Annotated in this window: 31 protein-coding genes and 1 tRNA gene; 13 read left to right on the top strand and 19 right to left on the bottom strand. The window is 65.6% G+C overall.

Features of this window, described 5'->3' with window-relative positions; genetic code table 11:
• Positions 1-35: 35 nt before the first annotated feature.
• The 5 genes from EHH60_RS12535 to ygfZ all read right to left on the bottom strand — a co-directional run bounded on the left by EHH60_RS12535 (position 36) and on the right by ygfZ (position 4,008).
• Positions 36-1,004 carry an NUDIX hydrolase gene (locus EHH60_RS12535; RefSeq protein WP_124159765.1) on the bottom strand — a complete coding sequence of 323 codons (969 nt, stop codon included), beginning with the start codon at positions 1,002-1,004 and terminating at the stop codon, positions 36-38.
• Between the two features lie 217 nt (positions 1,005-1,221).
• A complete protein-coding gene (locus EHH60_RS12525; protein ID WP_124159763.1) occupies positions 1,222-1,728 on the bottom strand; it encodes a tyrosine phosphatase family protein in 507 nt (168 codons plus the stop codon).
• A 164-nt stretch (positions 1,729-1,892) separates the two neighbouring features.
• Positions 1,893-2,507: a YfbR-like 5'-deoxynucleotidase gene (locus EHH60_RS12520; RefSeq protein WP_124159762.1), complete on the bottom strand. Its 615-nt coding sequence runs from the start codon at positions 2,505-2,507 to the stop codon at positions 1,893-1,895.
• A complete protein-coding gene (locus tag EHH60_RS12515; protein ID WP_124159761.1) occupies positions 2,504-3,130 on the bottom strand; it encodes a DNA-3-methyladenine glycosylase I in 627 nt (208 codons plus the stop codon). The genes EHH60_RS12520 and EHH60_RS12515 overlap by 4 nt, the downstream gene beginning before the upstream one ends.
• Positions 3,127-4,008, bottom strand: a complete 882-nt coding sequence (gene ygfZ / locus EHH60_RS12510) for a CAF17-like 4Fe-4S cluster assembly/insertion protein YgfZ (protein WP_124159760.1) — start codon at positions 4,006-4,008, stop codon at positions 3,127-3,129. The genes EHH60_RS12515 and ygfZ overlap by 4 nt, the downstream gene beginning before the upstream one ends.
• 101 nt (positions 4,009-4,109) lie before the next feature.
• On the opposite strand from ygfZ, the gene EHH60_RS12505 reads away from it, so the two are divergent.
• The 5 genes from EHH60_RS12505 to EHH60_RS12485 all read left to right on the top strand — a co-directional run bounded on the left by EHH60_RS12505 (position 4,110) and on the right by EHH60_RS12485 (position 8,197).
• Positions 4,110-5,444 (top strand): dihydroorotase, encoded by a 1,335-nt coding sequence (locus tag EHH60_RS12505; protein ID WP_124159759.1) that lies wholly within the window; start codon positions 4,110-4,112, stop codon positions 5,442-5,444.
• 160 nt (positions 5,445-5,604) lie between these two features.
• Positions 5,605-6,474 carry a sulfurtransferase gene (locus EHH60_RS12500; protein ID WP_124159758.1) on the top strand — a complete coding sequence of 290 codons (870 nt, stop codon included), beginning with the start codon at positions 5,605-5,607 and terminating at the stop codon, positions 6,472-6,474.
• A gap of 91 nt (positions 6,475-6,565) precedes the next feature.
• Positions 6,566-7,255, top strand: coding sequence for an RNA polymerase sigma factor (locus tag EHH60_RS12495; protein ID WP_124159757.1), 690 nt, complete (start codon positions 6,566-6,568; stop codon positions 7,253-7,255).
• 86 nt (positions 7,256-7,341) lie between these two features.
• Entirely contained in the window at positions 7,342-7,875 is a 534-nt protein-coding gene (locus EHH60_RS12490) for a DUF4142 domain-containing protein (protein ID WP_124159756.1), read from the top strand.
• A 10-nt stretch (positions 7,876-7,885) separates the two neighbouring features.
• Positions 7,886-8,197, top strand: coding sequence for a cupredoxin domain-containing protein (locus tag EHH60_RS12485; protein ID WP_370138588.1), 312 nt, complete (start codon positions 7,886-7,888; stop codon positions 8,195-8,197).
• Between the two features lie 188 nt (positions 8,198-8,385).
• Here the strand turns inward: EHH60_RS12485 and EHH60_RS12480 are convergent, their stop codons facing one another.
• The 4 genes from EHH60_RS12480 to EHH60_RS12465 form a co-directional block, all read right to left on the bottom strand.
• Positions 8,386-8,646: a hypothetical protein gene (locus EHH60_RS12480; RefSeq protein ID WP_124159754.1), complete on the bottom strand. Its 261-nt coding sequence runs from the start codon at positions 8,644-8,646 to the stop codon at positions 8,386-8,388.
• A 272-nt stretch (positions 8,647-8,918) separates the two neighbouring features.
• Positions 8,919-9,296 carry a TIGR02301 family protein gene (locus EHH60_RS12475; RefSeq protein WP_124159753.1) on the bottom strand — a complete coding sequence of 126 codons (378 nt, stop codon included), beginning with the start codon at positions 9,294-9,296 and terminating at the stop codon, positions 8,919-8,921.
• A gap of 110 nt (positions 9,297-9,406) precedes the next feature.
• A complete protein-coding gene (locus EHH60_RS12470; protein WP_124159752.1) occupies positions 9,407-9,841 on the bottom strand; it encodes an NUDIX hydrolase in 435 nt (144 codons plus the stop codon).
• Between the two features lie 9 nt (positions 9,842-9,850).
• On the bottom strand, positions 9,851-10,360 hold the full coding sequence (locus tag EHH60_RS12465; RefSeq protein WP_124159751.1) for a hypothetical protein: 510 nt from the start codon (positions 10,358-10,360) through the stop codon (positions 9,851-9,853).
• Between the two features lie 63 nt (positions 10,361-10,423).
• Between EHH60_RS12465 and EHH60_RS12460 the strand changes: the two genes are divergently transcribed.
• Positions 10,424-11,182: an SOS response-associated peptidase gene (locus tag EHH60_RS12460; RefSeq protein WP_124159750.1), complete on the top strand. Its 759-nt coding sequence runs from the start codon at positions 10,424-10,426 to the stop codon at positions 11,180-11,182.
• Positions 11,183-11,207: 25 nt separating this feature from the next.
• Here EHH60_RS12460 and EHH60_RS12455 read toward each other — a convergent pair whose 3' ends face one another.
• The 6 genes from EHH60_RS12455 to EHH60_RS12425 form a co-directional block, all read right to left on the bottom strand.
• Positions 11,208-12,401, bottom strand: coding sequence for a CaiB/BaiF CoA transferase family protein (locus EHH60_RS12455; RefSeq protein WP_124159749.1), 1,194 nt, complete (start codon positions 12,399-12,401; stop codon positions 11,208-11,210).
• A gap of 35 nt (positions 12,402-12,436) precedes the next feature.
• A complete protein-coding gene (locus tag EHH60_RS12450; protein ID WP_124159748.1) occupies positions 12,437-13,366 on the bottom strand; it encodes a glycine reductase in 930 nt (309 codons plus the stop codon).
• Between the two features lie 294 nt (positions 13,367-13,660).
• Complete coding sequence (locus EHH60_RS12440) at positions 13,661-14,242, bottom strand: NUDIX domain-containing protein (RefSeq protein WP_124159746.1); 582 nt, start codon at positions 14,240-14,242, stop codon at positions 13,661-13,663.
• A gap of 8 nt (positions 14,243-14,250) precedes the next feature.
• Complete coding sequence (locus tag EHH60_RS12435) at positions 14,251-14,700, bottom strand: GNAT family acetyltransferase (protein ID WP_124159825.1); 450 nt, start codon at positions 14,698-14,700, stop codon at positions 14,251-14,253.
• Between the two features lie 2 nt (positions 14,701-14,702).
• Positions 14,703-16,130 (bottom strand): FAD-binding oxidoreductase, encoded by a 1,428-nt coding sequence (locus EHH60_RS12430; RefSeq protein ID WP_124159745.1) that lies wholly within the window; start codon positions 16,128-16,130, stop codon positions 14,703-14,705.
• A 23-nt stretch (positions 16,131-16,153) separates the two neighbouring features.
• Positions 16,154-17,143, bottom strand: a complete 990-nt coding sequence (locus tag EHH60_RS12425) for an L-threonylcarbamoyladenylate synthase (RefSeq protein WP_124159744.1) — start codon at positions 17,141-17,143, stop codon at positions 16,154-16,156.
• A 68-nt stretch (positions 17,144-17,211) separates the two neighbouring features.
• Between EHH60_RS12425 and EHH60_RS12420 the strand changes: the two genes are divergently transcribed.
• Positions 17,212-17,288 (top strand) — tRNA-Pro (locus EHH60_RS12420).
• Between the two features lie 146 nt (positions 17,289-17,434).
• Here the strand turns inward: EHH60_RS12420 and EHH60_RS38555 are convergent.
• Positions 17,435-17,569, bottom strand: coding sequence for a hypothetical protein (locus EHH60_RS38555; protein ID WP_283811828.1), 135 nt, complete (start codon positions 17,567-17,569; stop codon positions 17,435-17,437).
• Between the two features lie 386 nt (positions 17,570-17,955).
• On the opposite strand from EHH60_RS38555, the gene EHH60_RS12415 reads away from it, so the two are divergent.
• The gene (locus EHH60_RS12415; protein ID WP_124159743.1) at positions 17,956-18,930 is read left to right on the top strand and encodes a tripartite tricarboxylate transporter substrate binding protein; all 975 of its coding nucleotides are present in this window, start codon (positions 17,956-17,958) and stop codon (positions 18,928-18,930) included.
• Positions 18,931-18,956: 26 nt separating this feature from the next.
• On the opposite strand, the gene EHH60_RS12410 is transcribed toward EHH60_RS12415, so the two are convergent.
• Together EHH60_RS12410 and EHH60_RS12405 are read right to left on the bottom strand one after the other, a co-directional pair.
• A complete protein-coding gene (locus EHH60_RS12410) occupies positions 18,957-19,283 on the bottom strand; it encodes a hypothetical protein (RefSeq protein ID WP_124159742.1) in 327 nt (108 codons plus the stop codon).
• 170 nt (positions 19,284-19,453) lie between these two features.
• A complete protein-coding gene (locus EHH60_RS12405) occupies positions 19,454-19,678 on the bottom strand; it encodes a hypothetical protein (RefSeq protein WP_061878448.1) in 225 nt (74 codons plus the stop codon).
• Between the two features lie 256 nt (positions 19,679-19,934).
• On the opposite strand from EHH60_RS12405, the gene EHH60_RS12400 reads away from it, so the two are divergent.
• The 5 genes from EHH60_RS12400 (at position 19,935) to EHH60_RS12375 (ending at position 24,907) form a co-directional block, all read left to right on the top strand.
• Positions 19,935-20,894, top strand: coding sequence for an N-carbamoyl-D-amino-acid hydrolase (locus EHH60_RS12400; RefSeq protein ID WP_124159741.1), 960 nt, complete (start codon positions 19,935-19,937; stop codon positions 20,892-20,894).
• A gap of 1,228 nt (positions 20,895-22,122) precedes the next feature.
• Positions 22,123-22,740, top strand: coding sequence for a TetR/AcrR family transcriptional regulator (locus tag EHH60_RS12390; RefSeq protein ID WP_124159740.1), 618 nt, complete (start codon positions 22,123-22,125; stop codon positions 22,738-22,740).
• Between the two features lie 57 nt (positions 22,741-22,797).
• Positions 22,798-23,991 (top strand): MFS transporter, encoded by a 1,194-nt coding sequence (locus tag EHH60_RS12385; RefSeq protein WP_124159739.1) that lies wholly within the window; start codon positions 22,798-22,800, stop codon positions 23,989-23,991.
• Positions 23,992-24,150: 159 nt separating this feature from the next.
• On the top strand, positions 24,151-24,570 hold the full coding sequence (locus EHH60_RS12380; protein WP_124159738.1) for a DUF4118 domain-containing protein: 420 nt from the start codon (positions 24,151-24,153) through the stop codon (positions 24,568-24,570).
• Positions 24,571-24,709: 139 nt separating this feature from the next.
• The gene (locus EHH60_RS12375; RefSeq protein WP_124159737.1) at positions 24,710-24,907 is read left to right on the top strand and encodes a hypothetical protein; all 198 of its coding nucleotides are present in this window, start codon (positions 24,710-24,712) and stop codon (positions 24,905-24,907) included.
• Positions 24,908-25,149: 242 nt separating this feature from the next.
• Here the strand turns inward: EHH60_RS12375 and EHH60_RS12370 are convergent, their stop codons facing one another.
• Positions 25,150-26,127, bottom strand: coding sequence for a LysR family transcriptional regulator (locus EHH60_RS12370; protein WP_124159736.1), 978 nt, complete (start codon positions 26,125-26,127; stop codon positions 25,150-25,152).
• Positions 26,128-26,172: the final 45 nt, after the last annotated feature.

The raw sequence follows: 26,172 nt of genomic DNA, 5'->3' as shown, positions 1-26,172 counted from the left end.
CGGCGGGCGGGGGCCGGTACCACAAATATCAGGATCTAGCGCCGGGAGCGCACGCGCAAGCCCGGCGCGGGCCGCTCCTGGAGCACCTCGCGGCGGAAGCGGTAGAGCGCCGCCGGCCGTCCGCCCGTCTGTGTCGACATGACGCCGGTCGGTTCGACCAGGGCTTCCATTTCGACCAGGCGACGGAAATTCTGCTTGTGCAGATGCCGGCCGGAGATCGCCTCCACCGTGTGCTGCAGTTCGGTAAGTGTGAATTCGGCTGGCAAAAGTTCAAAGATGACAGGACGATACTTCAGCTTGGCACGCAGCCGCGCGATCGCAGTGGCGAGAATCCTGCGGTGGTCGAAGCGCATCGACGTGCCGAGCGGGGGAAGTGTCTTGCGCGCTAATGCCGCAGGGCGGCCATCGCGCCGTGCTTCCTCGATCAGCCCGGCCTCGTACAGCAGCTCATAGCGGTCGAGCACGCGTTCCTCGTCCCAGGGCGCGCCGTCGAGACCGAAATAGAACCGCACGCGATCCTTCCGCGGCAGCGCGCGCGTCGTCTCCGGCGTTTCCTGCTCGGCCCACTTCGTCAGCGCCGGAATGATGTCGCGGGCGATGATCGCCGGCGGCTGCTCGCGCCAGTCTTCCCAGGGGAAGAAGCGATACCATGGCGCAAAGCTCGCCGCGTTTGCGGCGAGCTCGCCGTCCACAGGGCGCGTCAGTGCGAGATAGCCGATCGACACCATATGCGCGCCGGTATCGCCGGCCTCGGCATGGCGGCCGCGATCGCCGAAGGTGTAGAGCTGCTCGACATAGCCAAGCCGCAGGCCCGCCTGCTGCTCGACCCAGGCGCGCAGGCCGATTTCGAAGGTGCGATGGCTCACCGCGTCGAACGGGCCGAACGGCAGGCCGGCAAGCCCGTCGGCACCAGGTGCGGTCAGGATCAGCGGCTCGTGGTTCTCGATCGCAACGATGGCGGCGGTGAGGCCAATCTCGATCGGCGTCAGCTGCCTGTCGCTCATGCGGCCGGGATCGCAGGTGCTGTGAAAACGGCTTGTCGGTTGTTTGAGGCGGTTTCACCGCGGAGGCGCTGCAACCTCTCCCGCTTGCGGGAGAGGTCGGCGCGTAGCGCCGGGCGAGGGTTGTCTCCACACCGGGAGTGTCCCGATGAGGACGCACCCTCTCCCCAACCCTCTCCCGCAAGCGGGAGAGGGAGCGCACCTATCTCGTGACGCCTGGTCATTCGAGCTCGATTACGAAGGGGCGGCCTTCCACCATCATCGCACCGGGTCCCATCTCGTCGAGCGCGCGCAGCATGCGGCCGTTGCGCCCGAGAGCACGATCGGCGAGGTCGACGATGCGCCGGTTCGGCGAGGCAATCGGCGATGCCGCGCGGATCTTCCTGGCAATCTCGATCTCGTCGCGATTCGGATTGAGCGCGCAGGCGGCCGCGAACGCGCTCGCGGTGGAGCGGCTGATGCCGGCATAGCAATGCACCACCAGCGGTGCACTGCGGTCCCAGCCGCGCACGAAGGTCAGCACCTGCTCGATATGCGCCTCCGATGGTGCGACGAAACCGTCCATCTCCTCGGTAATGTCGTCCATCGACACCTTGAGGTGGTTGGCCGGCAGCACCGACACCGGACGTGCCACCTGCTCGACATTGGCCATCACCGTCAACACATGGCTGGCGCCGGTGATGCGGACAGTTTCGGGAAGCGCGGCGAGGGAACAGACATGGATCATGGGAGACCTTTTTGCCGCCGATTATAGCGAGGGTCGGTGGGATGGGCAAAGCGACATGTCCGCCGTAGCTCGAAGAGCGAAGGCGGAAGCGTGCCCGCCACTCTTGTCGCAAACGCGAAGGGATGGGGGGCGCGACGCAGTGCGCCTTTGCCACCTTACAGGACCTACGCAAACACGGCGCCAAATCGCTCCAGAAACTGCTTCTCGGCCCGCGCCGCCGTCCAAGGCGTCAGGTAGTCGCGCCGGATGGTGTCGGACAGGCCGGGATTCTTGCCGAACAGGCGCTTGGCCTCGCTCTCGCTGAAGCCGGCCAGTTCGGTTGCCTCGAGGTAAGCTGCGCCGCGATCGGCGGCCTTGATGGCTTGCGTGATCTCGTCGGGCAGCACCGGCGGCAGGCCGAAGCGGATATGGATAGCGCCGAGCAGGCGCTTCTCGACTGCCTTGTAGTGGCCGTCGAGCACGGCCTTGAACGGCGAGATCATGTCGCCGATCACATATTCCGGCGCATCGTGCAGCAGGGCAGCGAGCCGCATGCGCTGGTCGGCTCGCGGCATCTCGTGCCGCAGCACGGTTTCCACCAGCAGCGTGTGCTGCGCAACCGAAAAGATGTGCGCACCGATGGTCTGCCCATTCCAGCGCGCGACGCGGGCAAGGCCGTGCGCGATGTCGGCGATCTCGATGTCGAGCGGCGAGGGATCGAGCAGGTCGAGCCGCCGGCCCGACAGCATGCGCTGCCAGGCGCGGGACTGCGCATCGCGCGCGGTCTTCTTCGCCGTCATTTGGCCTTGAGGCGCGGCTTGCGCTGCGTCTTGCCGCAGGTGGCGTGACAGTGGCAGTCGACGAGATGATCGTTGACCATGCCGGTCGCCTGCATGAAGGCATAGACGATGGTCGGGCCGACGAATTTGAAGCCGCGCGAGGACAGCTCCTTGGAGATCTGCACCGACAGCGGCGTCGATGCGGGCACGCTCGCGGTGGTCTTGAACTGGTTGACCTGCGGTTTTCCGTCCATGAAGTCCCACAGCAGCTTCGAGAAGCCCGGGCCTTTCTCCATGATATCGAGATAGGACTTTGCGCTCAGGATCGCGCCGTCGATCTTGGCCTTGTTGCGCACGATGCCGGCATCGTTCATCAGCGCATGGACCTTCTTCGCGTTGTAGCGCGCGATCTTCTCCGGCTGGAAATCGTCGAAGGCTTTACGGAAATTGTCGCGCTTGCGCAGGATCGTGATCCAGGACAGCCCGGCCTGGAAGCCGTCGAGCATCAGCTTCTCATACAGCGCGCGGTCGTCATATTCCGGCACGCCCCATTCGGTGTCGTGATAGGTGACATAAAGCGGATCTTCGCCAGGCCAGGGGCACCGCTTCAGGCCGTCGGGATGCAGGCGGGGAGCACGGCTCATGCGATGGGCTGCTTGGCTGGAATTCGAACGACGTCCGGTTCAGCGAGCGTCAGAGGCAGCCCGCCAGCGGTGAGCGGCTGGCCCGCGTCGAGCGCTTCCGCGACGCGGTCGATGCGCACCAGGGCAATGCCCTTGCCGCCGGCAGTCGAGCCGATGGTGCCGACCGGCTTGTCGCCGGCGAGAATGGTCGCACCCGGCTCGGGCGACGCGTCCTCGAGCAGCACCTTCACGCTGCGCGTGCGCGCGGTGCCGCGATGCTGCATGCGCGAGACGACCTCCTGACCGACATAGCAGCCCTTGTCGAAATCGACGCCGGCGAGGCGATCCATGTTGGTCTCGTGCGGGAATGCATCGCTGTACATGAAATCGAGCCCGCCGCGGGGCACGCCGAGCGCGATGCGGTGCGCCTCGTATTCGGCCGCATCGACCAGCTCGGCACCGATCAGGTCGGACAGCTTCTGCTTGAGATTTTCCGGGATCAGGATGCGGTAGCCGAGCCCGTCGTTCCGTGGATCGATGAAGGCGAGGTCCGGCTCGGCCGCGGGCTGGCCGTCCCAGGCCGCGAGCACGCCGAGATCGTCGGAAAGGTTGTCGACCGTGACCTTGGCCCGCAGCTTGTAGAATTTCAGCTTGGTGGCGAGGCTGTCTGCCAGCGCTTTCGGGCAGTCGATCAGGAACCCGCCGCCGTGACCCGCGGGCGCTTCCGTGATCAGGAAATCCACGATGATCTTGCCCTGCGGCGTCAGCAGCGCGCCGAATCGCCCCAGGCCCGGTTTCAGCCTGTCGACGTCGGTCGTGACCAGGCCGTTGAGGAAGTTGCGCGCATCCTCGCCCGCGACCTTGACCACGCCCCGGTCGGGAAGAAACGCCGATTTCATGCGAAAATCTCTTGCGACATGTTGCTCCGGAACGTAAGCCCCCAACGCATAAACGACAAGACCTCGAGCCCTGCGCTTGGGGATGAGAAAGGCCTTCAGCCATGAGCCAGCGTTTCGATGTGATCCTCAAGGGCGGCACAGTGGTCAACCAGGACGGCGAGGCTGTTCGCGACATCGGCATCACGGGCGGGCGCATCGCCGAGCTGGGCCCGCTGTCGCAAGGCAACGCCGCGGAGGTGCTCGACTGCAAGGGCCTGCACATCCTGCCCGGCGTGATGGACACGCAGGTGCATTTCCGCGAGCCCGGGCTGGAGCACAAGGAAGACCTCGAGACCGGCTCGCGCAGCGCCGTGATGGGCGGCGTCACCGCCGTGTTCGAAATGCCGAACACCGCGCCGCTGACGGTGACGGAGGCCGAATTCACCGACAAGGTGAAGCGCGCCCATCATCGCATGCATTGCGATTTCGCCTTCTTCATCGGCGGCACCCGCGAGAACGTGCAGGACCTGCCGGTGCTCGAGCGCGCCCCCGGCTGCGCCGGCGTCAAGGTGTTCATCGGCTCCTCGACCGGCGCACTGCTGGTGGAGGACGACGAAAGCCTGCGCCGCATCTTCCAGGTGATCCGCCGCCGTGCGGCCTTCCACGCCGAGGACGAGTATCGGCTCAACGAGCGCAAGCCGCAGCGCATCGAGGGCGACGCGCGCTCGCATCCGGTCTGGCGCGACGAGACCGCGGCGCTGGTGGCGACGCAGCGACTGGTCAATCTCGCGCACGAGACGGGCAAGCGCATTCACGTGCTGCACATCTCGACCAAGCAGGAGATCGAGTTCCTGCGCGACCATAAGGATGTCGCCTCCTGCGAAGCGACGCCGCATCATCTCACGCTGGTCGCGCCCGAATGCTACGAGCGGCTCGGCACGCTGGCGCAGATGAACCCGCCGGTGCGCGGCGCCGATCACCGCGCCGGCATCTGGCGCGGCATCGAGCAGGGCATCATCGACGTGCTAGGCTCCGACCATGCACCGCATACGCTGGAAGAGAAGCAGAAGACCTATCCGGCCTCGCCCTCGGGCATGACCGGGGTGCAGACGCTGGTGCCGCTCATGCTCGACCACGTCAATGCCGGCCGCCTGTCGCTGGCGAGGTTCGTCGACCTCACCAGCGCCGGTCCCGCTCGCATTTACAACATGGCCTGCAAGGGCCGCATCGCCGCCGGCTATGATGCCGATTTCACCATCGTCGATCTGAAGCGCAGCGAGACCATCACCAACAAATGGGTTGCATCCAAGGCCGGCTGGACTCCCTATGACGGCGTGCGCGTGACGGGCTGGCCCGTCGGCACCTTCATCCGCGGCCGCCGCGTGATGTGGCAGGGCGAGCTGGTGACCCCCTCGCAGGGCGAGGCGGTGCGGTTTCTGGAGACGCTGAAGCCGTAGAGCTTCTGTCGGGGGACGAACGCACCATCCCCCGTCATTGCGAGCACAGCGAAGCAATCCAGAAATTTTCGGTAGGCAGTCTGGATTGCTTGGTCGCAAGAGCTCCTCGCAATGACGAGGGGAGAGGCTTACACTCCCTCTCGAACGGGAGAGTAATCCAATGTCCCAGCCAGCCGGCCTCATCACCACCGACCAGCTCGCCGCCATCTTGGGCGATCCCAATCTCCGCCTCTACGACTGCACGACCTATAACGAGCCGGTGCCCCCAGGCAGCGACGTGCCCTATCGCGCGGTGCCCGGCGACAAGACCTTCGCAGCCGGCCACATCCCCGGTGCCGATTTCCTCGACCTGCAAGGTGAGTTCTCGGACGCCTCGTCGCAACACTTCTACATGATGCCTGACGTCGCCCAGCTGGAGGCCGGGTTCGGCCGGCATGGGGTCGACGCGTCCAAGACCATCGTGCTCTACAGCATCGGCACCATGATGTGGGCGACGCGGTTCTGGTGGATGTTGCGCGCGCTCGGCATCGATGCGCTCGTGCTCGATGGTGGGTTCGACAAATGGAAGGAGGAGGGGCGGCCGGTCGAAAGAGGTGCCCCGAAGGGCTATCCGGCGACGACCTTCAAGGCGACGCCGCGCGCGGGCTTCTTTATCGACAAGACCACCGTGCTGGCGCGGATCGGAGATCCCGCGACTGTCATCGTCAACGCGCTCGGGCCGCAGTTTCACCGCGGCCTCGAACCCAGCCGCTATGGCCGGCCGGGTCGCGTGCCCGGCAGCGTCAACGTTCCAGCCGCAACGCTGGTGAACGCCGACAAGACGCTGACGACGCTTGCAGATGCCGAGGCCAAATTCGCGGCCCAGGGCGTCACGCGCGACAAGACCGTCATTTGCTATTGCGGCGGCGGCATTTCGACGACGGTCGACCTCTTCCTGCTGGCGCAACTCGGCTTCGACAAGCTGACGCTCTACGACGCCTCGATGGGCGAATGGGCGAAAGATCCGGCGCTGCCGATCGAGACGAATTAGGTTTGCTGGCCCCCTTTGGGCGAAAGAAAACTGGGAACCTTTTCCGCCAGCCTGCATCCAACGTCTGGAGCGAATGGAGATAGGTAACGCCATGCCAGGGACTGCAGCCGGCCTGTCCGCCGGGGCCAGGACATTGGAGGCCGCGCTGATCAACCGCGCGCGGCGCCGGGACGAGACTGCTTTGCGCGAGATCATGCAGGCAAACAACCGCAGGCTCTATCGCCTGGCGCGCGGCATCCTGCGCAGCGACAGCGAAGCCGAGGACGTGGTGCAGGAAACCTACGTTCGCGCATTCACCCATCTCGACGGCTTCCGCGGCGAGTCGGGACTGTCGACCTGGCTGTCGCGGATCGCCATCAACGAAGCCCTTGGGAGGATGCGAAGCGCCAAGCCGCATGTCGAGCTTGGTGCGGTGCCGGAAGAGGCGATCGCGGCGCAGATCATCAAATTCCCCGCTTCTTCCGCAGGCGATCCGGAAAAGACCATGGCCCAACGTGAAATCCAGCGCGTCGTCGAACGCGCCATAGACGAACTGCCGGACGTCTTCCGCATGGTCTTCATCGCGCGCGTCATGGAGGGCATGAACATCGAGGAGACGGCAGATCTGCTCGGCGTGAAACCGGAGACCGTGAAGACGCGGCTGCATCGCGCCCGCACGATGCTGCGCGAGAATGTCGAGAAGGAGATCGGTCCGGTGATGATGGATGCATTCCCGTTCGCCGGCTGGCGGTGCGAGCGCCTGACTGAAGCGGTGTTGAAGCGGCTTGCTGTCGGCGGCTGAAAATTCTTGGGAACGTTTGCACGAAACGCTCATCCAACTCCCGTGAAGCAAAGCCGGCGAATGCCCGGCAGCACAGGAGTCTCACCATGTTTGTCCGTTGGAGCGCGGCCGCCGCCGCAGCCATTCTGTTGTCCAGTCCCGCGCTGTTGCAAAGCGCCGGTGCAGCCGACAAGCCCACCGATCCGCAGATCGCTCACATCGCCTACACCGCAGGCGTGATCGACATCAACGCCGCCAAGCAGGCGCAGAAGAAGGCGAAGAGCAAGGAGGTGAAGGCGTTCGCCGAGGACATGCTGCGCGACCACGAGGCCGTCAACAAGCAGGCGCTCGCGCTGGTCAAGAAGCTGAACGTCACCCCTGAGGACAACGACACCAGCAAGGCGCTGTCCAAGCAGGCCGGCGACAAGTTGGCCGAGCTCGACAAGCTGAGCGGTGCCGCATTCGACAAGGCCTATGTCGCCAACGAGGTCGCCTACCACAAGCAGGTCAATTCCGCGCTGGAGACCCAGCTCATTCCCTCGGCCAGCAACGCCGAGCTGAAGAGCCTGCTCCAAACCGGCTTGAAGATCTTCCAGGGCCATCAGCAGCACGCCGAGCACGTCGCGGCCGAACTGAAATAGGAGAGCGATGATGTCGGGACGAGTGTTCTCCGCTGTCGCGCTCGTCGTGGCGATGGTCGTCCCGGCGCGCGCCGCGACGATCGAGATCACGATGGACAACCTCGTGATCTCACCGGCCGAGATATCGGCGAAGGTGGGCGATACCATCACCTGGATCAACAAGGACGTCTTCGCTCACACCGCGACCGCGAAGAACGGTGACTTCGACGTGATGCTGCCGCCGAAGAAGTCGGCCACGTCGGTTTTGAAGAAGGCGGGGACGATCGATTATTACTGCCGCTATCATCCCAACATGAAAGCGACGCTCAAGGTCGAGCCGTGAGGAGGGAGCACGTTCCCGATCGCGACGGGAACATCTCCCGACCGCCGCGAGACTAATGCTCATCAGCCTGACGTGGCCTCCGTGCGATAAAGGCGGGAGACTTCGCGAAGGCTTTCGTCAAATCCGTTCGCAAAGTCTTTCATCCGTCGACTGGCCCCGCCCGCGTGGCGGGGTCATTTTCGACGGGTTTACTGCCTGGAGATGCCGACCGAGAACTCGCCGTTGCGAATGCGGCCAGGAAAGCCCTCGACGAACTTCGCTACCGCGTCCTCGCCATAGGTGCCGACGAGTTCGGCCAGTGCCGCGAACAGGCTCGCCTGAGCCAGGCAATCACCGTCGACGCCGTCATGGCGCGCCTCGGCCCAGGCCTCGTTGAGATAGCTCAGGGCAGCTTGTTTCTGCTCGTGATCGGGCAGCGGCGCGCGGGCGTAGGAAATCGGCTGGTTCATGAAACTCGGTCAGGGCTGGGGCGCGATCCACGGCGATGCGCTATGCGAGAGGTGTAGCACGGGCGTTAACGACCGCTAGGCCACATCTTTAAGAACGGTTAACGGCTGTGCACAAAGTCGACGACAGGGTTCCAGCACCCGTCCGGGGCGCGCGCAGCGCGAACTACGGTGCGCAACTACGCACCTGAGAATCCATCTGGCGCAGAGTTGGTGGTGCGATGGATTCCGGATTCGCGATTTCGTCCCGCTCCGGAATGACAAGCAGAGAGCGGTCAGTTCGCGTAGCGCGCCGTCAGATCCCGCGAGATCTTCGAGCCTTCCTCGATGTAGCGGCGGATCGCCACCGTCGCGGCCGGCGTGCAGCTCCGGTAGGTCTGCTGAAAGCCGTTATAGCCGCGGTTGAATCCGGCGATCATACGGGTGCGGCGCTCCCCGGAGGGGGTTTCGGCCTCGATCAGCGCCTGCATCTCGTTGCGCCATTTGTTGCCCTCGTTGGACCCGCAGATGCCGCGGAGATAGTGCAGGCCGCCGAGGATCTCGGCCAGGCGCTGCAAATCGGCGTCAAACGGCGCCGCTACGTCCTGGGCCCGGACGGACCCGGCGGCGCAGGCGAGAATCAAGGCAAGAATGGCCAGAAATCGCGTAGACATCGGCGGGCTGTATGCCCCCTCGGGGCGGTGGACGCAAGGCGGAGTCGCGCGGACGGTGCGCTCCCTCCCCCGGCAAGCAAGCGGGAGAGGTGTCGGAGTTTGCCGCTCAGTCAGGGGCCGATCAGCCGGGCGGCGGACTGGATGACCTCCTCCAGCCCTCCGGTCAGCTTGAGGTCGCCGAGGCCGCCGAGAGCGGCCGGCGCGATCCAGCGGTAATCGTCGAGTTCGTCGTTCAAGGCCGGTTCGTTGGCCACCCAGCGGGCGGCAAAGGACATGATCAAATAATGGCCGGCGCCGGTCGCGGTGGGCAACACCTCGCGCCAGCCGGCAAGGCCAATGATCTCGATACGAAGGCCGGTCTCTTCGTCAACCTCGCGGTTCAGGGCCTGATGCAGCGATTCGCCGAATTCGACCCGGCCGCCCGGCAGCGAATAGAACCCCTTGGCAGGCGAACGGGCGCGTCGGACCAGCAGCACCTTGCCGTCTCGGAAGATGGCTGCGCTGACCGCGAGCTGGGGGTGGGTGGGCTGGACGACCGCGGCCAATCTCGTCACCTATCCGGCCGAGGTCGCCATGATGGTGTCGACGTCGGCTTCCGCGCCGCCATTGATGATGCCGCCGCAGGCCGCGATCAGCGGCTTGACCCAGAGGGTGGCCTGCTCGGCGAGGCGGACGCGGGTTGTGTCCTTCTCGACTTCGCGCATGGCCGAGCCGACCGCGGTCAGGATCGAGGTCATGGTATCGGTGATGTGGTCGAACTGGGCGCGGACGTTGGGATCGGCCTTGTCATAGGCCTCGATGGCGAGGTCCCGCGCCTTGAAATTCGACGCCGTGAAATGCTCGGCATAGGACAGAGGCGTCCAGGTCAGGAAGTCGTCGGCGCATTCAGGCATGTCCGGGACCATTTCGAGCAGCATCACGGCTTCATTGAAATGATTGAGATAGTCGGTTGCAAGCCCCGTCCGCGGGTTGATATTGGCCACGCGCAGGCGTTCGGCCCAGGCCTCCGCCTCGGGGCCCGTCTGTACGTGCGTCCGCGCGGGTTGGGAGGCCGTTGAGCTCATCTGCCGCAGTGTTAGCGTTCGGAGTTAAAAGGACCTGAACGGACCCTATATAGATACCAAAGCATGTGTGGACGCTTCGTCATAACTTCGGCCCCCGCGGCTTTGCGGCAACTGTTCGGCTATGTCGAGCAGCCGAATTTCCCGCCCCGGTACAATGTCGCCCCGACACAAGCGATTCCGGTCGTATTGGTCGAGAACGGCGCGCGCCATTTCCGCCTGATGCGCTGGGGCCTGTTGCCGGGCTGGGTCAAGGATCCGCGCGGATTTACGCTCCTGATCAATGCCCGCGCCGAGACGGTGCTGGACAAGCCCGCCTTCAAAAGGGCGATTCGTCGCCGGCGCGGCCTGATCCCGGCCGATGGCTATTACGAGTGGAAGACGGAAGACGGCCGCAAGCAGCCCTTCTTCATCCACCGCGCCGACGGCGAGCCGCTCGGCTTTGCCGCAGTGTTCGAGACCTGGGTCGGGCCGAACGGCGAGGAGCTCGATACCGTCGCGATCGTCACCGCCGCGGCCGGCGAGGATCTCGCCGCGTTGCATGACCGCGTGCCCGTGACCATCAGCCCGCGCGATTTCGATCGCTGGCTCGACATCAGCGGCGACGAGGTCGACGCGATCCTGCCGCTGATGACGGCCCCGCGCGTCGGGGAATTCGTCTGGCACCCCGTCTCCACCCGCGTCAACCGCGTTGCCAATGACGATGCGCAGCTCGTGCTGCCGATCAGCGCGGAGGAGATGGAGGCGGAGGCTGCGAAGCCCAGGAAGGCGGTGCGGAAGGTTGCTGCTGCCTCGTCAGATGACGGGCAGGGATCGCTGTTCTAGCTGCGGCGGCGGAGTGTGTGACGGCCTACACGATCTCTCTTGCCCGCAACTGCGCGATCTCCGCCGCATCGAATCCGAGCTCGCCGAGCACCGCATCCGTATCCGCCCCCAGCTCCGGCGCCATCCGATCCAGCCTGCCGCCGCCATGCGCGAGCTTGAATCCGCTGCCGGCAAAGCGCAGCCGGCCGTACGGCGTATCTAGCTCCTGGATCGCGCCGCGCGCCTTCACTTGCGGATGGTCGATGACCTCCTCGACCTTCCAGATGCTGGCGCAGGGCGCGCCGGCATCTTCCAGAATCGTCTCCCATTCGCGCGCCGGCCTTGCCGCGAGCGCCTCCTCGATGATCGCGCGGAGCGCCGGCTCGTTCTCGTTGCGTGAAAACCAGTCGGAGAAGCGCGGGTCGCTCAGCGCGTCCTCGCGGCCGAGCGCGCTCATCAGCGCGCGGTACTGCTTCTCGTTGTTGACGGCGAGCAGGATATGGCCGTCGCCGCATTTGAACAAATTCGCCGTGGTCCTGCGGCTGACTGCCTGGTTGCCCGACAGCTGCTGACGATGACCGGCGACCGACCAGTCCGCGATCTGCCCGGAGAGAAATGCCAGCGTCGCCTCCAGCATGGAGACGTCGATGAGCTGGCCCTTGCCGGTGCGGTCGCGCTGATACAGCGCGCTCGACACGCCGAACGCGGCCGTCGCGCCCGACAGCACGTCGCATACGGCAAAGCCGGCGCGGGTCGGCCCCGTCTCGGGGTGGCCGGTGATGGCCATAATGCCGGACAGCGCCTGCATCTTGCCGTCATAGCCGGGCCGCAGGCGGTCCGGACCGGTCTGACCGAAGCCGGAGACCGCGCAATAGATCAGCTTCGGATTGATCGCGGAGAGCGCCTCGTAGCCGATGCCGAGCCTGTCCATCACACCCGGGCGGAAATTCTCCATGACGACGTCGACGGTGTCTGCGAGCTTCTTCACGATCGCGATCGCCTCCGGCTTCTGCAGGTCGAGCGTCAGGCTGCGCTTGTTGCCGTTGACGGCCTGGAACGCCGGCGCCAGCCCGCGCTCGGCCCATTCGCGGGAAAGCGGCGTGCGGCGCATGTCCTCGCCTTCGCGCCGCTCGACCTTGATGATTTCGGCCCCCAGCAGCGCGAGCTGGTAGCTCGCATAGGGGCCGGCCAGCACTTGCGTGAAGTCCAGGATCTTCACGCCTTCGAACGGTCGCGTCACGTCGCTCTCCTCTTATTTGTTGTTGTCGGAGGACGTCAGGCGGCGCGGTTGCCGCGCGCGATCTCCTTCTGCTTGTCGAACTCGGCGCGGCGCCGCGCCAGCTCTTCGTGAGAGAGCTGCGCGACGTTGTTGTAGTCGAGCTTCCAGGAGGCATCCTCGCTCCAGCGCAGCGGCGACTGCATCGTGGTCTGCGGACCGCTCGCGGTCTCCAGCAGCTTGAGCGCCAGCTCGAGCGTCTGCGCCTGCGAGGCGATGTCATGCGGCTTGCCGGCGGAATTTCCGAGCGGGAAGTCGCTGAAGAGGAAGCGCGGCACGGCGGCGTGCTCGATGATGTCCTTGGCGCATCCCATGACCACGGTCGCAATGCCGTTCCGCTCCAGATGCCGCGCCACCAGCGCCGTGGTCTGGTGACAGACGGGGCAGTTCGGCACCAGCACGGCGACGTCGACCTTGTCGGCAAGGCAGCGCGCCAGGATCTCCGGCGCGTCGGTGTCGAGCGTGACGCGGTGGCTGCGGTTTGTGGGTGCGCCGAAGAAGCGCGGCGCGACTTCACCGATCCGGCCTGCAGCACTCGCCTTCAACAGCTGCGGCAGCGGAAACCAGGTGCCGCTGTCGGTGGCCGAGGTGTGCTTGCGGTCGTAGCCGATGTGCGAGATGCGCAGATCGTGCTCTTTCGACGTGTCGCCGTCATAGACCTGGTAGAATTTCGCGCCGCCATTATACGCCGCGCCCGGCCCCTGGTCGCCCTTGGCCGGATCGAACGGCGCGGCCGTGGTGATGATGGTGACGCGCGACTGTGCCAGCGGTTTCTTCAGCGGCTGGAACGGCGCCTCGGTGTAATGCGCCCAGCGATACGGCGTGGTGTAGCCGATCGCCGCGTAATAATCCCGCGTGCGCTGCATGTAGGGAACGGGGGAATCGTAGTCGGGCGCAAAGCCGAATTCGTCGTCGCGCGGAGCGGACATGGGCGCGTCTCCTGGTTCTTGGTTCGGCGCAGAGTAGAGATAGTCAGGAGTGAGCTCAACCGGGGGAGAGGCGGCGCAGGTCAGAATTGCATTGTACGCTAAAGCCGCGTGGAAGGCGCCTCTTACCCTCCCCTGGAGGGGGAGGGTCGGCTCACATGGAGCGTAGCGAAATGTGAGACGGGGTGGGGTGACGGTCTCTCCACATCCAACAGTGCCCGAGTGGAGGGATCACCCCACCCCGCTCGCGCTGCGCGCGATCGACCCTCCCCCTCCAGGGGAGGGTGAAGAGCGCACCTACCTGAACACGTGCAGCGCCGCGTATTGCAGCAGCATGATCGCCTTGGCATCGATGATGCGGCCGTCGGCGATCATCGCCAGTGCCTCGTCGATGGAAAGCTCCAGCACCTCGATGTCCTCGCCCTCGTGCTCAAGGCCGCCGCCGTCGCCGACGCGCATTTCGGGCTCGTATTCGGCGACGAAGAAATGCAGCTTCTCGGTGATGGCGCCGGGACTCATGAAGGCCTCGAACACCTTGTGCACGTCGTGCAGGCGATAGCCCGTCTCCTCCTCGGCCTCGGCGCGGATGCGCGCCTCGGGCTCGGCGTTGTCAAGCACGCCGGCGGCCGCCTCGATCAGCAGATCGTCGTAGCCGCGGATGAACGCCGGCAGTCGGAACTGCCGCACCAGGATCACCGTGCGCCGGGCGCGGTTGTAGGGCAGCACGGCGGCGGCATTGTCGCGCTCATAGGTCTCGCGGTGCTGCGTCTGCCATGCGCCATTGGCGCGCCGGTAGTCGAACGTCGTGGTCTTCAGGGGAGTCCAGCCGTCCGAGAGCACGCGGACGTCCTTGATGCGGACGCGATCGGAAATGGTCATGGCGGGTCTCAGTTGCTTGGCGTGGTCGTGCGGCCGTCGAGCCACTTCTGGAACATCACGGATGTCGATAGCTCGAAGCCCAGCGACCCATAGAAGGCATTGGCCTGCGCATTGTCGCGGCGGACCAGGAGCTGCAGTTTTGGAATTCCGGCCGCGCGCAGCCAGCCCTCGGCCGCGGCCATGATGACGCGGCCGTGGCCGCGCTTCCGGCTGTCGGGATCGACCGCGACGTAATAGACCCAGCCGCGATGGCCGTCATGGCCGACCATGACTGTCGCGACGATCGCGCCGCCGTCGCGGCCGATCAGTACGGTGGAATTCTCGCGCCGCCGCGCCAGCGCGATGTCGGCATGCGGATCGTTCCAGGGCCGCGTCAGGCCGCAGCGCTGCCACAGCGCGACGACGTTCTCGACATCGGCATCCGCGATCGCGCTGATCGCGAGCGGAGCAGGGGGCACGCTCACAGCACCTTCCCCGGATTCATGATGCCGAGCGGGTCGAGCATCGCCTTGATGGAGCGCATCAGCTCGATCGCGGTCTTGTCCTTCACCTCCGGCAGCTCGTCGCGCTTGAGCACGCCGATGCCGTGCTCGGCCGAGATCGAGCCGCCCATGCGCAGCACGATCTCGAACACCACCGCGTTCATCTCGTGCCAGCGCGCCAGGAAATCCGCCGTATTGGCGCCGACCGGCTGGCTGACATTGTAGTGGAGGTTGCCGTCGCCGAGATGGCCGAACGGCACCGGCCGCGCGCCGGGGATCAGCTTCACCACGGCGGCATCGGCCTCGGCAATGAAGGCGGGCACGGCGGCCACGGGCACGGAAATGTCGTGCTTGATCGAGCCGCCCTCCGGCTTCTGCGCCGCGGACATCTCGTCGCGCAGTTTCCAGAACGCACCGCGCTGGGCAAGGCTCGCCGCGATCACGGCGTCGTCGACGATCTCCTCCTCCATGGCGCGGGTCAGGATCGTCTCCAGCGGCGTGCGGGCGTCCTCGCTCGGCGAAGACAATTCCATCAGCACGTACCAGGGATGCTTCGCCTCGAGCGGATCGCGCACGTCGATGCCGTGCCGCACCGAGAAATCGACCGCCATCTCCGACAGCAGCTCGAAGCTCGTCAGCGCATTGGCGGCCTCGCCTTGCGCGATCGTCAGCAGCTCGAGCGCCGCGGCCGGCGATTTCAGCCCGACGAAGGCGGTCTCGACCGCCCGCGGCCTCGGAAACAGTTTCAACGTCGCCGCCGTGATGATGCCGAGCGTGCCTTCGGCGCCGATGAAGAGATTGTGCAGATTATAGCCGGTGTTGTCCTTCTTCAGCTTCGACAGCAAATTGAGAACGCGCCCGTCGGCGAGCACCACTTCGAGGCCCAGCGCCATCTCGCGCGCGACGCCATAGGCGAGCGCCGCGGTGCCGCCGGCATTGGTCGAGAGATTGCCGCCGATGGTGCAGCTGCCTTCGGCCCCTAACGACAGCGGAAACAGCCGGTCCACCTCCGCCGCCGTCGCTTGCGCGATCTGCAGCACCACGCCCGCTTCGCAGGTCATGGTGTTGGACGCGGTGTCGACCTCGCGGATCTTGTCGAGCCGGCGCAGCGACACCACCACCTCGCCATTGTGCGGCGTCTGCCCGCCGACGAGCCCGGTGTTGCCGCCCTGCGGCACCAGCGCGATTCCGTGCGCGGAGGCCAGCTTGCAGATCGCGGAGACTTCCGCGGTCGAGCCCGGGCGCAGCACCAGCGGCGAGCGGCCGTGGAACAGGTTGCGCTCCTCGGTAATGTAAGGCTCGATGTCGGTCGCATCGGTGATGGCATGGCGGTCGCCGACGATCTTGCGGAATTGGTCGATCAATTCGAGCGCAAGCGGCGGGGTGGCGGATTTATTGACGTTCATTCTCGTGTCTCTTCTCAAGCTTCTTATCGGGCAACCGCAGCCCGGCGCAGCCGGTCGTTGATCGCTTCGCCAAGTCCTTCCTCGGGGATCGCCATCACCGCGATCGCGCGTGGCGCCCGGGCATCGAGGCTGCGAAGATAGCCGAACAGATTGGCGGCGGCTTCATCGAGATCGCCGGTGGGCGACAGATTCATGACGGCGGCGGCAGCATCGACGCCCGGCAGCCGCGCGGGGCCGAACGCCAGCAGCGCCTCGCCCGGCGCCACCTCACGCGCATTGAGCCGCACATCGGCGCGCGGCGCGTAGTGCGAGGCCAGCATGCCCGGCGCCAGCGGCTGGCTGTCGTCGCTTTCGGCCTCCACAGACGGCCGCGCCAAGGGTGCGCCGAGCACCGCCTCGATCCGCTCGCGCGCAAGTCCGCCGGGGCGGAGCAGCATCGGCGCGTCGAAGCAGCCGACGATGGTCGATTCCACCCCGACCGCAACAGGCCCGCCGTCGACGATCAGGTCGATCCGCCCCACTAGGTCGCTCGCGACATGGGCGGCCAGCGTCGGCGAGACGTGGCCGGAGATGTTGGCGGACGGCGCCACCACGGCGCCGCCGAAGGCGCGCAGGATCGCCTGCGCGACGGGGTGGGCGGGGATGCGAATCGCGACGGTATCGAGACCAGCAGTGGCGAGATCCGCCACCGGGCAATCGTCCGTTTTCGGCACCACCAGCGTCAGCGGCCCCGGCCAGAACGCCTCGGCAAGTTCCAGCGCGCGCGCGTCGAACCGCCCGATCCGCCGCGCGGCCTTGAGGTCGGCGACATGCGCGATCAGCGGATTGAACGCCGGCCGGCCCTTGGCGGCGTAGAGATGGGCGATCGCCGTGGCGTTGGCGGCGTCGGCGCCCAGCCCGTAGACCGTCTCGGTCGGAAACGCGACCAGCCCGCCGGCCGCAAGGCGCCGGGCGGCGGCTTCCGCGCCGGCCTCGCCGGCCGGCAAAATCAGCGTTTCAAGACCCGTTTTCACAGGGATAAAATTCCTCGGCTCGGCCGCTTGCAGTGCGTCAAACCCGACGCTATAAGCCGCCTTCTTGTCGGAGTGTGGCTCAGCCCGGTAGAGCACTGCGTTCGGGACGCAGGGGTCGCAGGTTCGAATCCTGCCACTCCGACCATTCTTCCAAAAATCGACGGTTTCCAGAGACTTGGCGAACCGGCCGCCGGCGCCTCGGGAGCGCCTTTTTGCAACGATTTTCAGGACGGGTCCACGGCCGATTTGGCGGGGCAGGGGCGCTTGCCGCAGTGGCATGGCTCGTCAGGTTCAGGCGAGACTTGTCGGCCGAGGCTCGAACGAGACGACGACCCGCCTGGCCTTGATCCAACCGTGCACCCCATAGCTGGATTCGAAGCTCAGCGTCGTGGCGTCGGGATCGATCTCGATGCCGAGTCCGAACATGATCCCGGCTCGGTGGGGCGCATCTGAAAGGCTTGGGCGACAGGCCGCCCGGGCGCACCCTGGCGAAGCTCCAGCTCCCGCAATGTCGCATGGTGGAATGAGGGGACACCCTCGAACCAGGCGCACGGCGCCGCGCCACCTTCCAGATCGTCAATCGCTGCCTTCGCCATCAAGGATATCTCACGCACACTGATGCGCAAGCTACCGGGATTTCGATGACGGTGCATCTACGAGCGTGGGTCATGGTCGAGGCTTTTGCGCGCGATCAAATCCCTGCGCGCGGGATGGCCACTTGCCATCCGGTCGGGCCGACAGCTAGATGACCGCATAGCCGGTTGCGCGTTCGAGAGCGCGATCGGCCAATAACAAGAACAGGGCTGGAAATCATGAACAAGACAATCATCGCGCTCTTTGGTGCTTTCAGCATCGCTGCCTCTGGGCCTGCATGGGCGGCGTGGCCGGACGACAAGCCGATCGAGGTTGTGGTCGGCTTCGCGCCGGGCGGCGGCACCGATGTCATGGCTCGCAAGCTGCTGCCCTTTGTCGAGCGCGCGCTCGGCGGCAAGGCGAAATTTGTCGTCCTGAACAAGCCCGGTGCCGGCGGCGAGATTGCGTTTGCCTCGATCGCGCGCGCAGCGCCCGATGCCTATGCGATGGGTGTCGTCAACGTGCCGGGCTACAATTTCCTGCCGATGACCCGCAAGACCCAATACACCACGGACGAGATTCGGCTGGTCGCACGGGTCGTCGAGGATCCGAACGTGATCGTGGTGCCCGCGAACAGCAGATTCGAGGATCTGCCGGCTGTTATTGCCGCACTTCGCAGCAAGCCGGGGTCGGTGAGCTTCGGCCACAACGGCGCCGGCACGAACGGTCATTTGGCCATTCGCATGCTCGCGGCCGTCGCGAAGGTCGAGCCCAACGAAATCTCCTACAGAGGAACGGCGGCACAGCGCACCGATCTTTTGGGCGGGCATCTGGAAGTCGGGATGGTCAGTCTCAGCGAGATTCCCGAACTGCATGGCACCAACAAGGGACCACTTCGCGTCATCGCGATCCTGTCGAAGAAGCGTTTTCCATCGCTGCCCGACGTTCCGACGGCAGAAGAGGTGGGCTTTCCGGTCGTGACGACGGCCGAACGCGGCTTCGCGGTCCCCAAGCGCGTTCCGGACGACATCGTCAAGAAGCTGGAAGCCGGGATAGCCGAGGGCTTGCGTAATCCAGAGTACCTGACGGGTTCGCCCGGGGATGAGCCGGTGATCGCCTTCATGCCCGGTGCGGAGTGGCAGAAGCGCCTCGACGACATGTCCGAGGCCCTGCGTCCTTTCGCCGAGCAGATGCGGGCAAGCGAACAGAAGTAGCCCTGTCGCAAGCAGCTCTGGCGCGGCTACCTTCGCGCCACCAGCACCCCCACCAGAAACGCAACCATCAGCGACGGCAGCGGGGCCTCGCGCACCATGCCGCGCACGATGTCTTGCCAGTGCTGCTCGGGGACCAGTCTCGGCGATCGCACGTTGGGCGCCGGTTCGATGCCCCAGCTTGATGCGAGCTCGGCGATCTCGCTTTGTGCGAGGCGAACGCCGTCGCGGACGCGGAAGATGGCGGCGTCGGATCGCTCGCGCGGCGCGAGCAGCATCAAGGTCTCGACGGCCGTGCGCAGCGTCATCTCGCCGTAGCCCTGCAGCCGCACCGACTCCTCGGGGTCCGATGTCATGCGAAATCCCTCACAGCGCCAAAATCTTCATAACACAAAGTGGCGCGCGATGGTGGAGGCCGCCGCGCGCGAGATCGGCTCGCCTGCTCATGATCTGGCTCCATGCTCTGCATGGAAATGGCGGCGGCGGAACTTGGTTCCTTGCGCGCGATGCGAATCGCGGGCGTCCGCTACTTCCGCAATAGCTCGCTCAAAGCCGCCGTGGCCTCGGCGCAGCGGATGTCGTCGATCTCGCGCGACAGGCTGAGCGCGATCGCTCTCAGCTCTTCCAGCGTGCCGCTATCCGAATGCTGGTTTTCGAGCTGGCCGAGACGCTTGTTCAGATCGTCCAGTCTCGATTGAAGCTGCCCGATGCTGGCGGCCCCATTCACTTTCCAAACGCGTTGTGCACGCATCGTCGTTCCCCTGATAGTCTCACGGCCTTGTGAGAGTGGTTCGTGGCCGGAATGGGAGTTTGTTTTGTCCGGCTTCAGATCGTGGGGAACCGTTGCAGATCGGCAACGAATTTCCCCCCGTTTCAGCGCGCCTGGCGTCCCCACGATGATACCCGCAGGCACGGAATTTGATTGTGCCATGGGGATGATGGGCGAAGGCGGCTTGCATGTGGCGTAGGCTCGAGCCCGACGACTCGTAAAAATGAAGGAATGACGCGTGGCGAGATTTGTGACGATTGCAGCCGGCCAGCTCGGCCCGATCGCGAGGAGCGAGACCAGGACCGCGGTGACGGCGAGGCTGATGGCCTTGATGCGCCAGGCTCGGGCCTGCGGCTGCGACCTGATCGTCTATCCCGAGCTGGCGCTGACCACGTTCTTTCCGCGCTGGTATTTCGAAGATCAGGCCGAGATCGACAGTTTCTTCGAGCGCGAGATGCCGGGCCCCGAAACGCAGGCCCTGTTCGATCTCGCGCGCGAGCTCGGGATCGGCTTTTGCCTCGGCTATGCCGAGCTGACGGTCGAGGCCGGACTTGTCAGGCGCTACAACACCTCCATTCTCGTCGACAAGAGCGGCGCGGTCGTCCTGAAGTATCGCAAGGTCCATCTGCCCGGCCATGCCGAGCACGAGCCGTGGCGCGAGTTTCAGCATCTGGAGAAGCGCTACTTCGAGCCGGGCAGCGGCTTCGGCGTGGCCAATGCCTTCGGCGGCGTGATGGGGATGGCGATCTGCAACGACCGCCGCTGGAGCGAGACCTATCGCGTCATGGGCCTGCAGGGCGTCGAGATGGTGCTGATCGGCTACAACACGCCGGTGCACAATCCGCCCGCGCCCGAGCATGACGATCTCTCGCTGTTCCACAACCATCTGGTGATGCAGGGCGGCGCCTATCAGAACGGCACCTTCGTGGTCGGCGTCGCCAAAGCCGGCATCGAGGAGGGCGTCGACCACATCGGCGGCAGCTGCATCATCGCGCCCTCGGGCGAGATCATCGCGGCCTGCACCACCAAGGGCGATGAGATCGCGCTGGCGCGCTGCGATCTCGATCTCTGCGACTCCTACAAGCGCACCACCTTCAACTTCGACGTCCACCGCCAGCCGCATGCGTATGGAATGATCGTGGAGCGGAAGGGCGTGACGACGATGGCGGATGGAACGCCGGTGCCGCGAAAGGGGTGACACTCTCCCTCCTGTCATTCCGTGGCGATGCGCAGCATCGAGCTATGGTGCGCAATTGCGCACCTGAGAATCCATCGGGCTGCAGTACAAGCGGTTAGATGGATTCCGGGCTCGCCGCTTTGCGGCGCCCCGGAATGACGCCGGGAAATTCGGTGTTTCGCTCCCGTGTCAATCCTCTCGCATGAAAATATTCCTACTTTCCCGAAATTTGGATTTGTCGTATGTGTCGCCCATCCCGGCTCATCCTTGAGGGGCGATCGTGTGGTCGTCATGTTCGCGAGCCGGGCTTGCGGTGGACGCGGCAGCGTCGTGCACGAGAGGTGAAGGGCAGGGCGGATTGCTCTCCGTGAGCCCGGAACGGCGTGCGGACGAGCGGCGCTGACAGGTTCGTCCCGGCGGTCTTCGATGGCAACGTGCACAACGTCGTCGGAGCCGATGGGGTCAAGCGAGCCGTGCGTACGGCAAAACCGTGTGGTCCTGGCCGTCGTTGCTACGGTCAAGCTCCTTGCGGAGGCGGCAGTCGCGTCAACCGGCGCGGCGCCGGTGAATTTCGCAAGGACGAGGGAGGCCAGAACGAACTCGGCTCCCAGGAGAGCGCGGCATAAGCCGTCCGACCATCGCGCAGGGAAGGCCGAGTGATCGGCACCACCTGTATGCTGCTGTGCGGTTTTCTGCGTGCACCTTTTGCGCAGCGGACCGCGGGTGCCTGTCGGCACCCGGTCTTCCCTGTGCCCTCTTGATCGAGAGGGTGGAGTGACCAGGCAAAGCTCGGGCGAAACGCGCCGCGAGGATGCGAAGGCGTGCCTGCAAGCGAGATACCAGCTGGAAGAGCGATGTCGTTGCGTCATACTCCGTCATTGCGAGCGCAGCGAAGCAGTCCAGAATCTCACCGCGGAGAGACTCTGGATTGCTTCGCGGAGCCTGTCATCGGGCCGCGCTCTGCGCGGATCCGTTGGCTCGCAATGACGGCGTTGAGGGAGCGTGCGCCAAACATTGCGCTCGTGCCCTGGACGCAGCGCAGCGTCCCTTCAACGACGCGCTGAAGAGCCGGGCCCAAATCGTTGTCGTACCGTGCACCCTGGGTCCCGGCTCCGCGCCGCAACGCTTACGCGTTGCAGCTTGTCCGGGACACGAGTGAGAGCCGCATCTTCAGGTCCGTCGAATCCTCCTCGACCCGTTCACAACCACGTGTCTTTATTCGGAAACGTTCATTCCCTATTATGCCGCTATGCAAAAGACCCGCCGATCCCGGCCTGCCGCCCGTCGTCCCGGTCGTCCCCGGGAATTCGACATGGACACTGCGCTCGACCGCGCCGTACGCGTGTTTCGCGACCGGGGTTATCATGCCACCTCGATCGGCGACCTCACCGCGGCGATGCGGCTGGCGACTGGAAGCGTGTACAAGGCGTTTCGCGACAAGCATGCGGTGTTCCTCGCCGCCTTCGAGCGCTACACGGCGCTGCGCCAGGAGCAGACCCGCAGCGCGGCCGAGCGCGGCGCAAACGGCCGCGAGCAGATCCGCAACGTGCTGCTGTCCTATGTCGAGCACTCCCAGGGGGTCGAGGGACGGCGCGGCTGCCTCGTGGTCGGCAGCGCCATCGAATTGTCCGCGCACGATCCGGTGGTCGCGGCCCGCGTCAGCGCGCAGCTTGCGACCAACGAAAAGCTCATCGCCCGCCTCATCCGCGACGGGCAGGCCGACGGCTCGATTCCCTGCCATGTCCCCGCCGACGAGACCGCGCGGCTGATGCTCTGCATCACGCAAGGGATGCGCGTCGTCGGCAAGACGCGTCTGCCGCTCGACGGGAGGCGCCTCGTCGACGTCGCGATGAAGCTGCTCGCCTGAATTTTCTGTCATAATAGGGAATGGTCATTCCTTATACCCTATCTGGAGTCCATGCGAATGACGATGAATGCCACGATCGAGACCGCGCCCGAGCCGGATGCGGTGTCGCAGCGCCTGACTTTCGTGCTCGCCGCGGCCTGTGGCATGATCGCCGCCAACATCTACTATGCCCAGCCGCTGATCGCCCCGATCAGCGCCGCGCTCGGCCTGTCGCATGCAGCTAGCGGGCTGATCGCCACCATGACGCAGATCGGCTACGGCACCGGGCTGCTGCTCATCGTGCCGCTCGGCGATCTCGTCGAGAACCGCACGCTGATCTGCTCGGTGATCACGCTCGGCGCCGCGGCGCTGCTCGCCGCCGCGTTCGCCACCCATGCGCTGCCGTTCCTGATCGCCGCGCTGTTCATCGGCCTCGGCTCGGTCGCCGTGCAGATCATCATTCCCTATGCGGCGCATCTGGCGCCGGCAGCCATCCGCGGCCGCGTCGTCGGCAACGTCTCGACCGGCCTGATGCTCGGCATCATGCTGGCGCGTCCGGTGTCGAGCTTCGTCACCGCGGCCCTGTCGTGGCACGCGGTGTTCTTCTGCTCCGCCGCGCTGATGATCGTGCTCGCGATCGCGCTCCGGATGACGCTGCCGAAGCGCAAGCCGGTGACGCGGATGCATTACGACGAATTGCTGCTGTCGATGCCGCATCTGGTGCGGACCACGCCGCTGCTGCGGCGCCGTGCGCTCTATCAGGCGAGCCTGTTCGGCGCGTTCACCCTATTCTGGACGGTGGCGCCGCTCCAGCTCGCCGGCGAGTTCGGCTTCTCCCAGCGCGGCATCGCGCTGTTCGCGCTGGCCGGCGTCGCCGGCGTGTTCGCCGCTCCGACCGCCGGACGCCTCGCCGATCACGGCCATAGCCGCATCGCGACGCTGGTCGCGATGCTGCTCGCGGCCGGCGGCTTCCTCGTGACCTATGTCGGCGCGCCCGGCTCGATGCTGAACCTCGCCTGTCTTGTGGTGGCAGCGGTTACTGTCGACATTGGCGTCCAAGGCAACGTCGTGCTTGGCTTCCGCGCCATCTTCGCGCTCGGGCACGAGCACCGCAGCCGCCTCAACGGGCTCTACATGGCGACGTTCTTCGCAGCCGGCGCGGCCGGCTCCGCGGTCGGAGCCTTCGCCTTCGCGCAAGGCGGCTGGCCGCTGGCATCGGCCATTGGCCTCGCGCTGCCCGTCGCGGGCCTGCTCTATGCGGCGACGGAGTAGTCGCTGGAGGACGGCGCGCGCGTTTACCAAGCCTCGGACAAGAAGCCACCCGGCGCCTGATGAAGTTTTGGACGCTACAATTTCCATCTCGCGGTTGACCGGCGGTTGTAGTACTTTCGTCGCAAGCGCACCTGGTTAATGGGCGGCAGGGGGAGGCTGATGAGGCGTGCGGGGCTGTTTGGCGTACCGCGGATACGGCCATGGTCGTGGCAGGCGTTTCTGCTCGGATTTGTCGTCGTCGCCATGTCGGCCGTGCTTCAGAGCCTCTGCGTCGCGCTCGGCGCAAAGCTTTATTTCGCAGCGTTCCTGCCCAGCCTGTTCGTGCTCGCGCTCGTTGCGGGCGCGCCGGCGGCGGCATTCGCCGCGCTGCTCACGATTCCGCTGGTATGGTGGGCGTTCATACCGCCCGTCTTCCGGTTCACCACGCTGACCAGCGCGAATGCCGATTCCATCAACCTGTTCTGCTTGCTGGCCATACTCCTGATCGGCCTTGCCGATCTCTGCCGCAAGACGGTGACGATCATCAGAAGCGGCGGACTGAAGCCTTCCAGCGAGAGCGCGGCAACGAATCCGCAATAAATCGGCCTGGCAGGACCGTGCGCGTTGCGGACGCGCAACAGTCCGGCAACCATCCGCGAACTTGCCGCGCGCCGCTAACTTTTCGAAAAAGATTTGGTCGCAGTTTCTCCCGCGGGAATGACGAGGGAGTTTTCGGGACATGAACGGTCACGCCATCCTGGAGAACGTGCGCCGCTATCGCGGCATCGCATCGCTCTATCGCCAGACCGCCGCATTCCGCCCGGGCCAGAGCTGGTCGCTGCTGGAGCAGGCGAGCGAGTGGGAGGCGCGGGCGCTGTCGGAGCTGGAAGCCTATTTCGCGACGCGCACGGACTGCAGCGCCCCGCTCGCGGCCTGATCGCCAGCCATCGGCGCGGCCGCGAACCGGCTCGCCGAAGGCGCGATCGCCCACAGGGCAATTACGGAGTTGTCTCCGCATCCCACTGTGCTAGCAACTGGCCGATCGAGATATTCTCCACGTCGGCCGGGGCACGCGATGACCACCTTCAACCGCATCTTCACGACGGAGCGTCTGCTCCAGATCATCGTGATTCTGGCGGCGACCATCGCCATGAAGCTGATGAGCTGAGCGCCGGCCTTCTATCGCCCGCCGAGTTCGGGCACGTCGGGCAGATAGTTCGACCCTTCCGACCCCAGAAAATCGAACATCGCCTGGGCGGGCGGCAGCAGCACCTTGTCGCTGCGGCGGATCACGTACCATTGCCGGACGATCGGCAGGCCCGCGACATCAAGCACGACGAGCCGGCCCTCGGCGAGCTCATGCGCCACGGTGTGGGCTGAGATGAAGGCGATGCCGAGCCCGGCGATGACCGCCTGCTTGATGGTCTCGTTGCTGCTCATCTCCATGCCGATGATCGGCTCGAGATCCGACTTCTGGAACAAGCCCTCCATCAGCGTCCGCGTGCCCGAGCCGGGCTCGCGGGTGAGGAAGGTCTCGTGCACGAGGTCGGTGAGGTTGAGGCCGGAATCCTTCTCCAGCCAGTGTCCCTTGCGCGCGACGATGACGTGCGGATTGCGCCCGAGCTGTCGGACGTCGACGGTGACGTCGGCCGGTGGCCGACCCATCACCGCAAAGTCGAGGTCGTAGCCGTGCATGGCCTCGCGGATCTCCTCGCGATTGCCGATGGTGAGCTTGATCTCGATCTTGGGGTAGCGCTTCGAGAACGCCGCGATCGCATGCGGCACGAAATATTTCGCGGTCGAGACCGCGCCGAGATGCACGGTGCCGCCGGTCCGCCCCGCGAGCAGGTCGAGCGCGCCCTGACAATCCGTGATGGCGGCCTCCACCCGCTCGGCCAGCGCCAGCACCTCCTTGCCCGCTTCCGTCAGCAGCATGCCGTCACCGGTCCGCTGCACCAGCGGCAGGCCGGCGAGGTCCTGCAGCTGCCGGAGCTGCTGGGTCACCGCCGGCTGCGTCAGCCCGAGATGGCTGGATGCCGCCGTCACGCTGCCCTTGGCCGAAAGCGCCGCGAGGGAGCGAAGCTGCCGGATCGTCAGATGCCGGAGCTGGGCCGCCGCATGGCCGGGACCATTATAAGAAAATTCTTTGAGGCTCATTATGATTAGAAATTTTCCTTATTAAGTCGCCCCTGTCAATCTCCT

This window comes from Bradyrhizobium sp. RP6, assembly GCF_003837805.1.
Lineage (GTDB): Bacteria > Pseudomonadota > Alphaproteobacteria > Rhizobiales > Xanthobacteraceae > Bradyrhizobium.
Note: the sequence above shows the minus strand (reverse complement) of the source record. Positions and strands in the feature narration are given on the sequence as shown.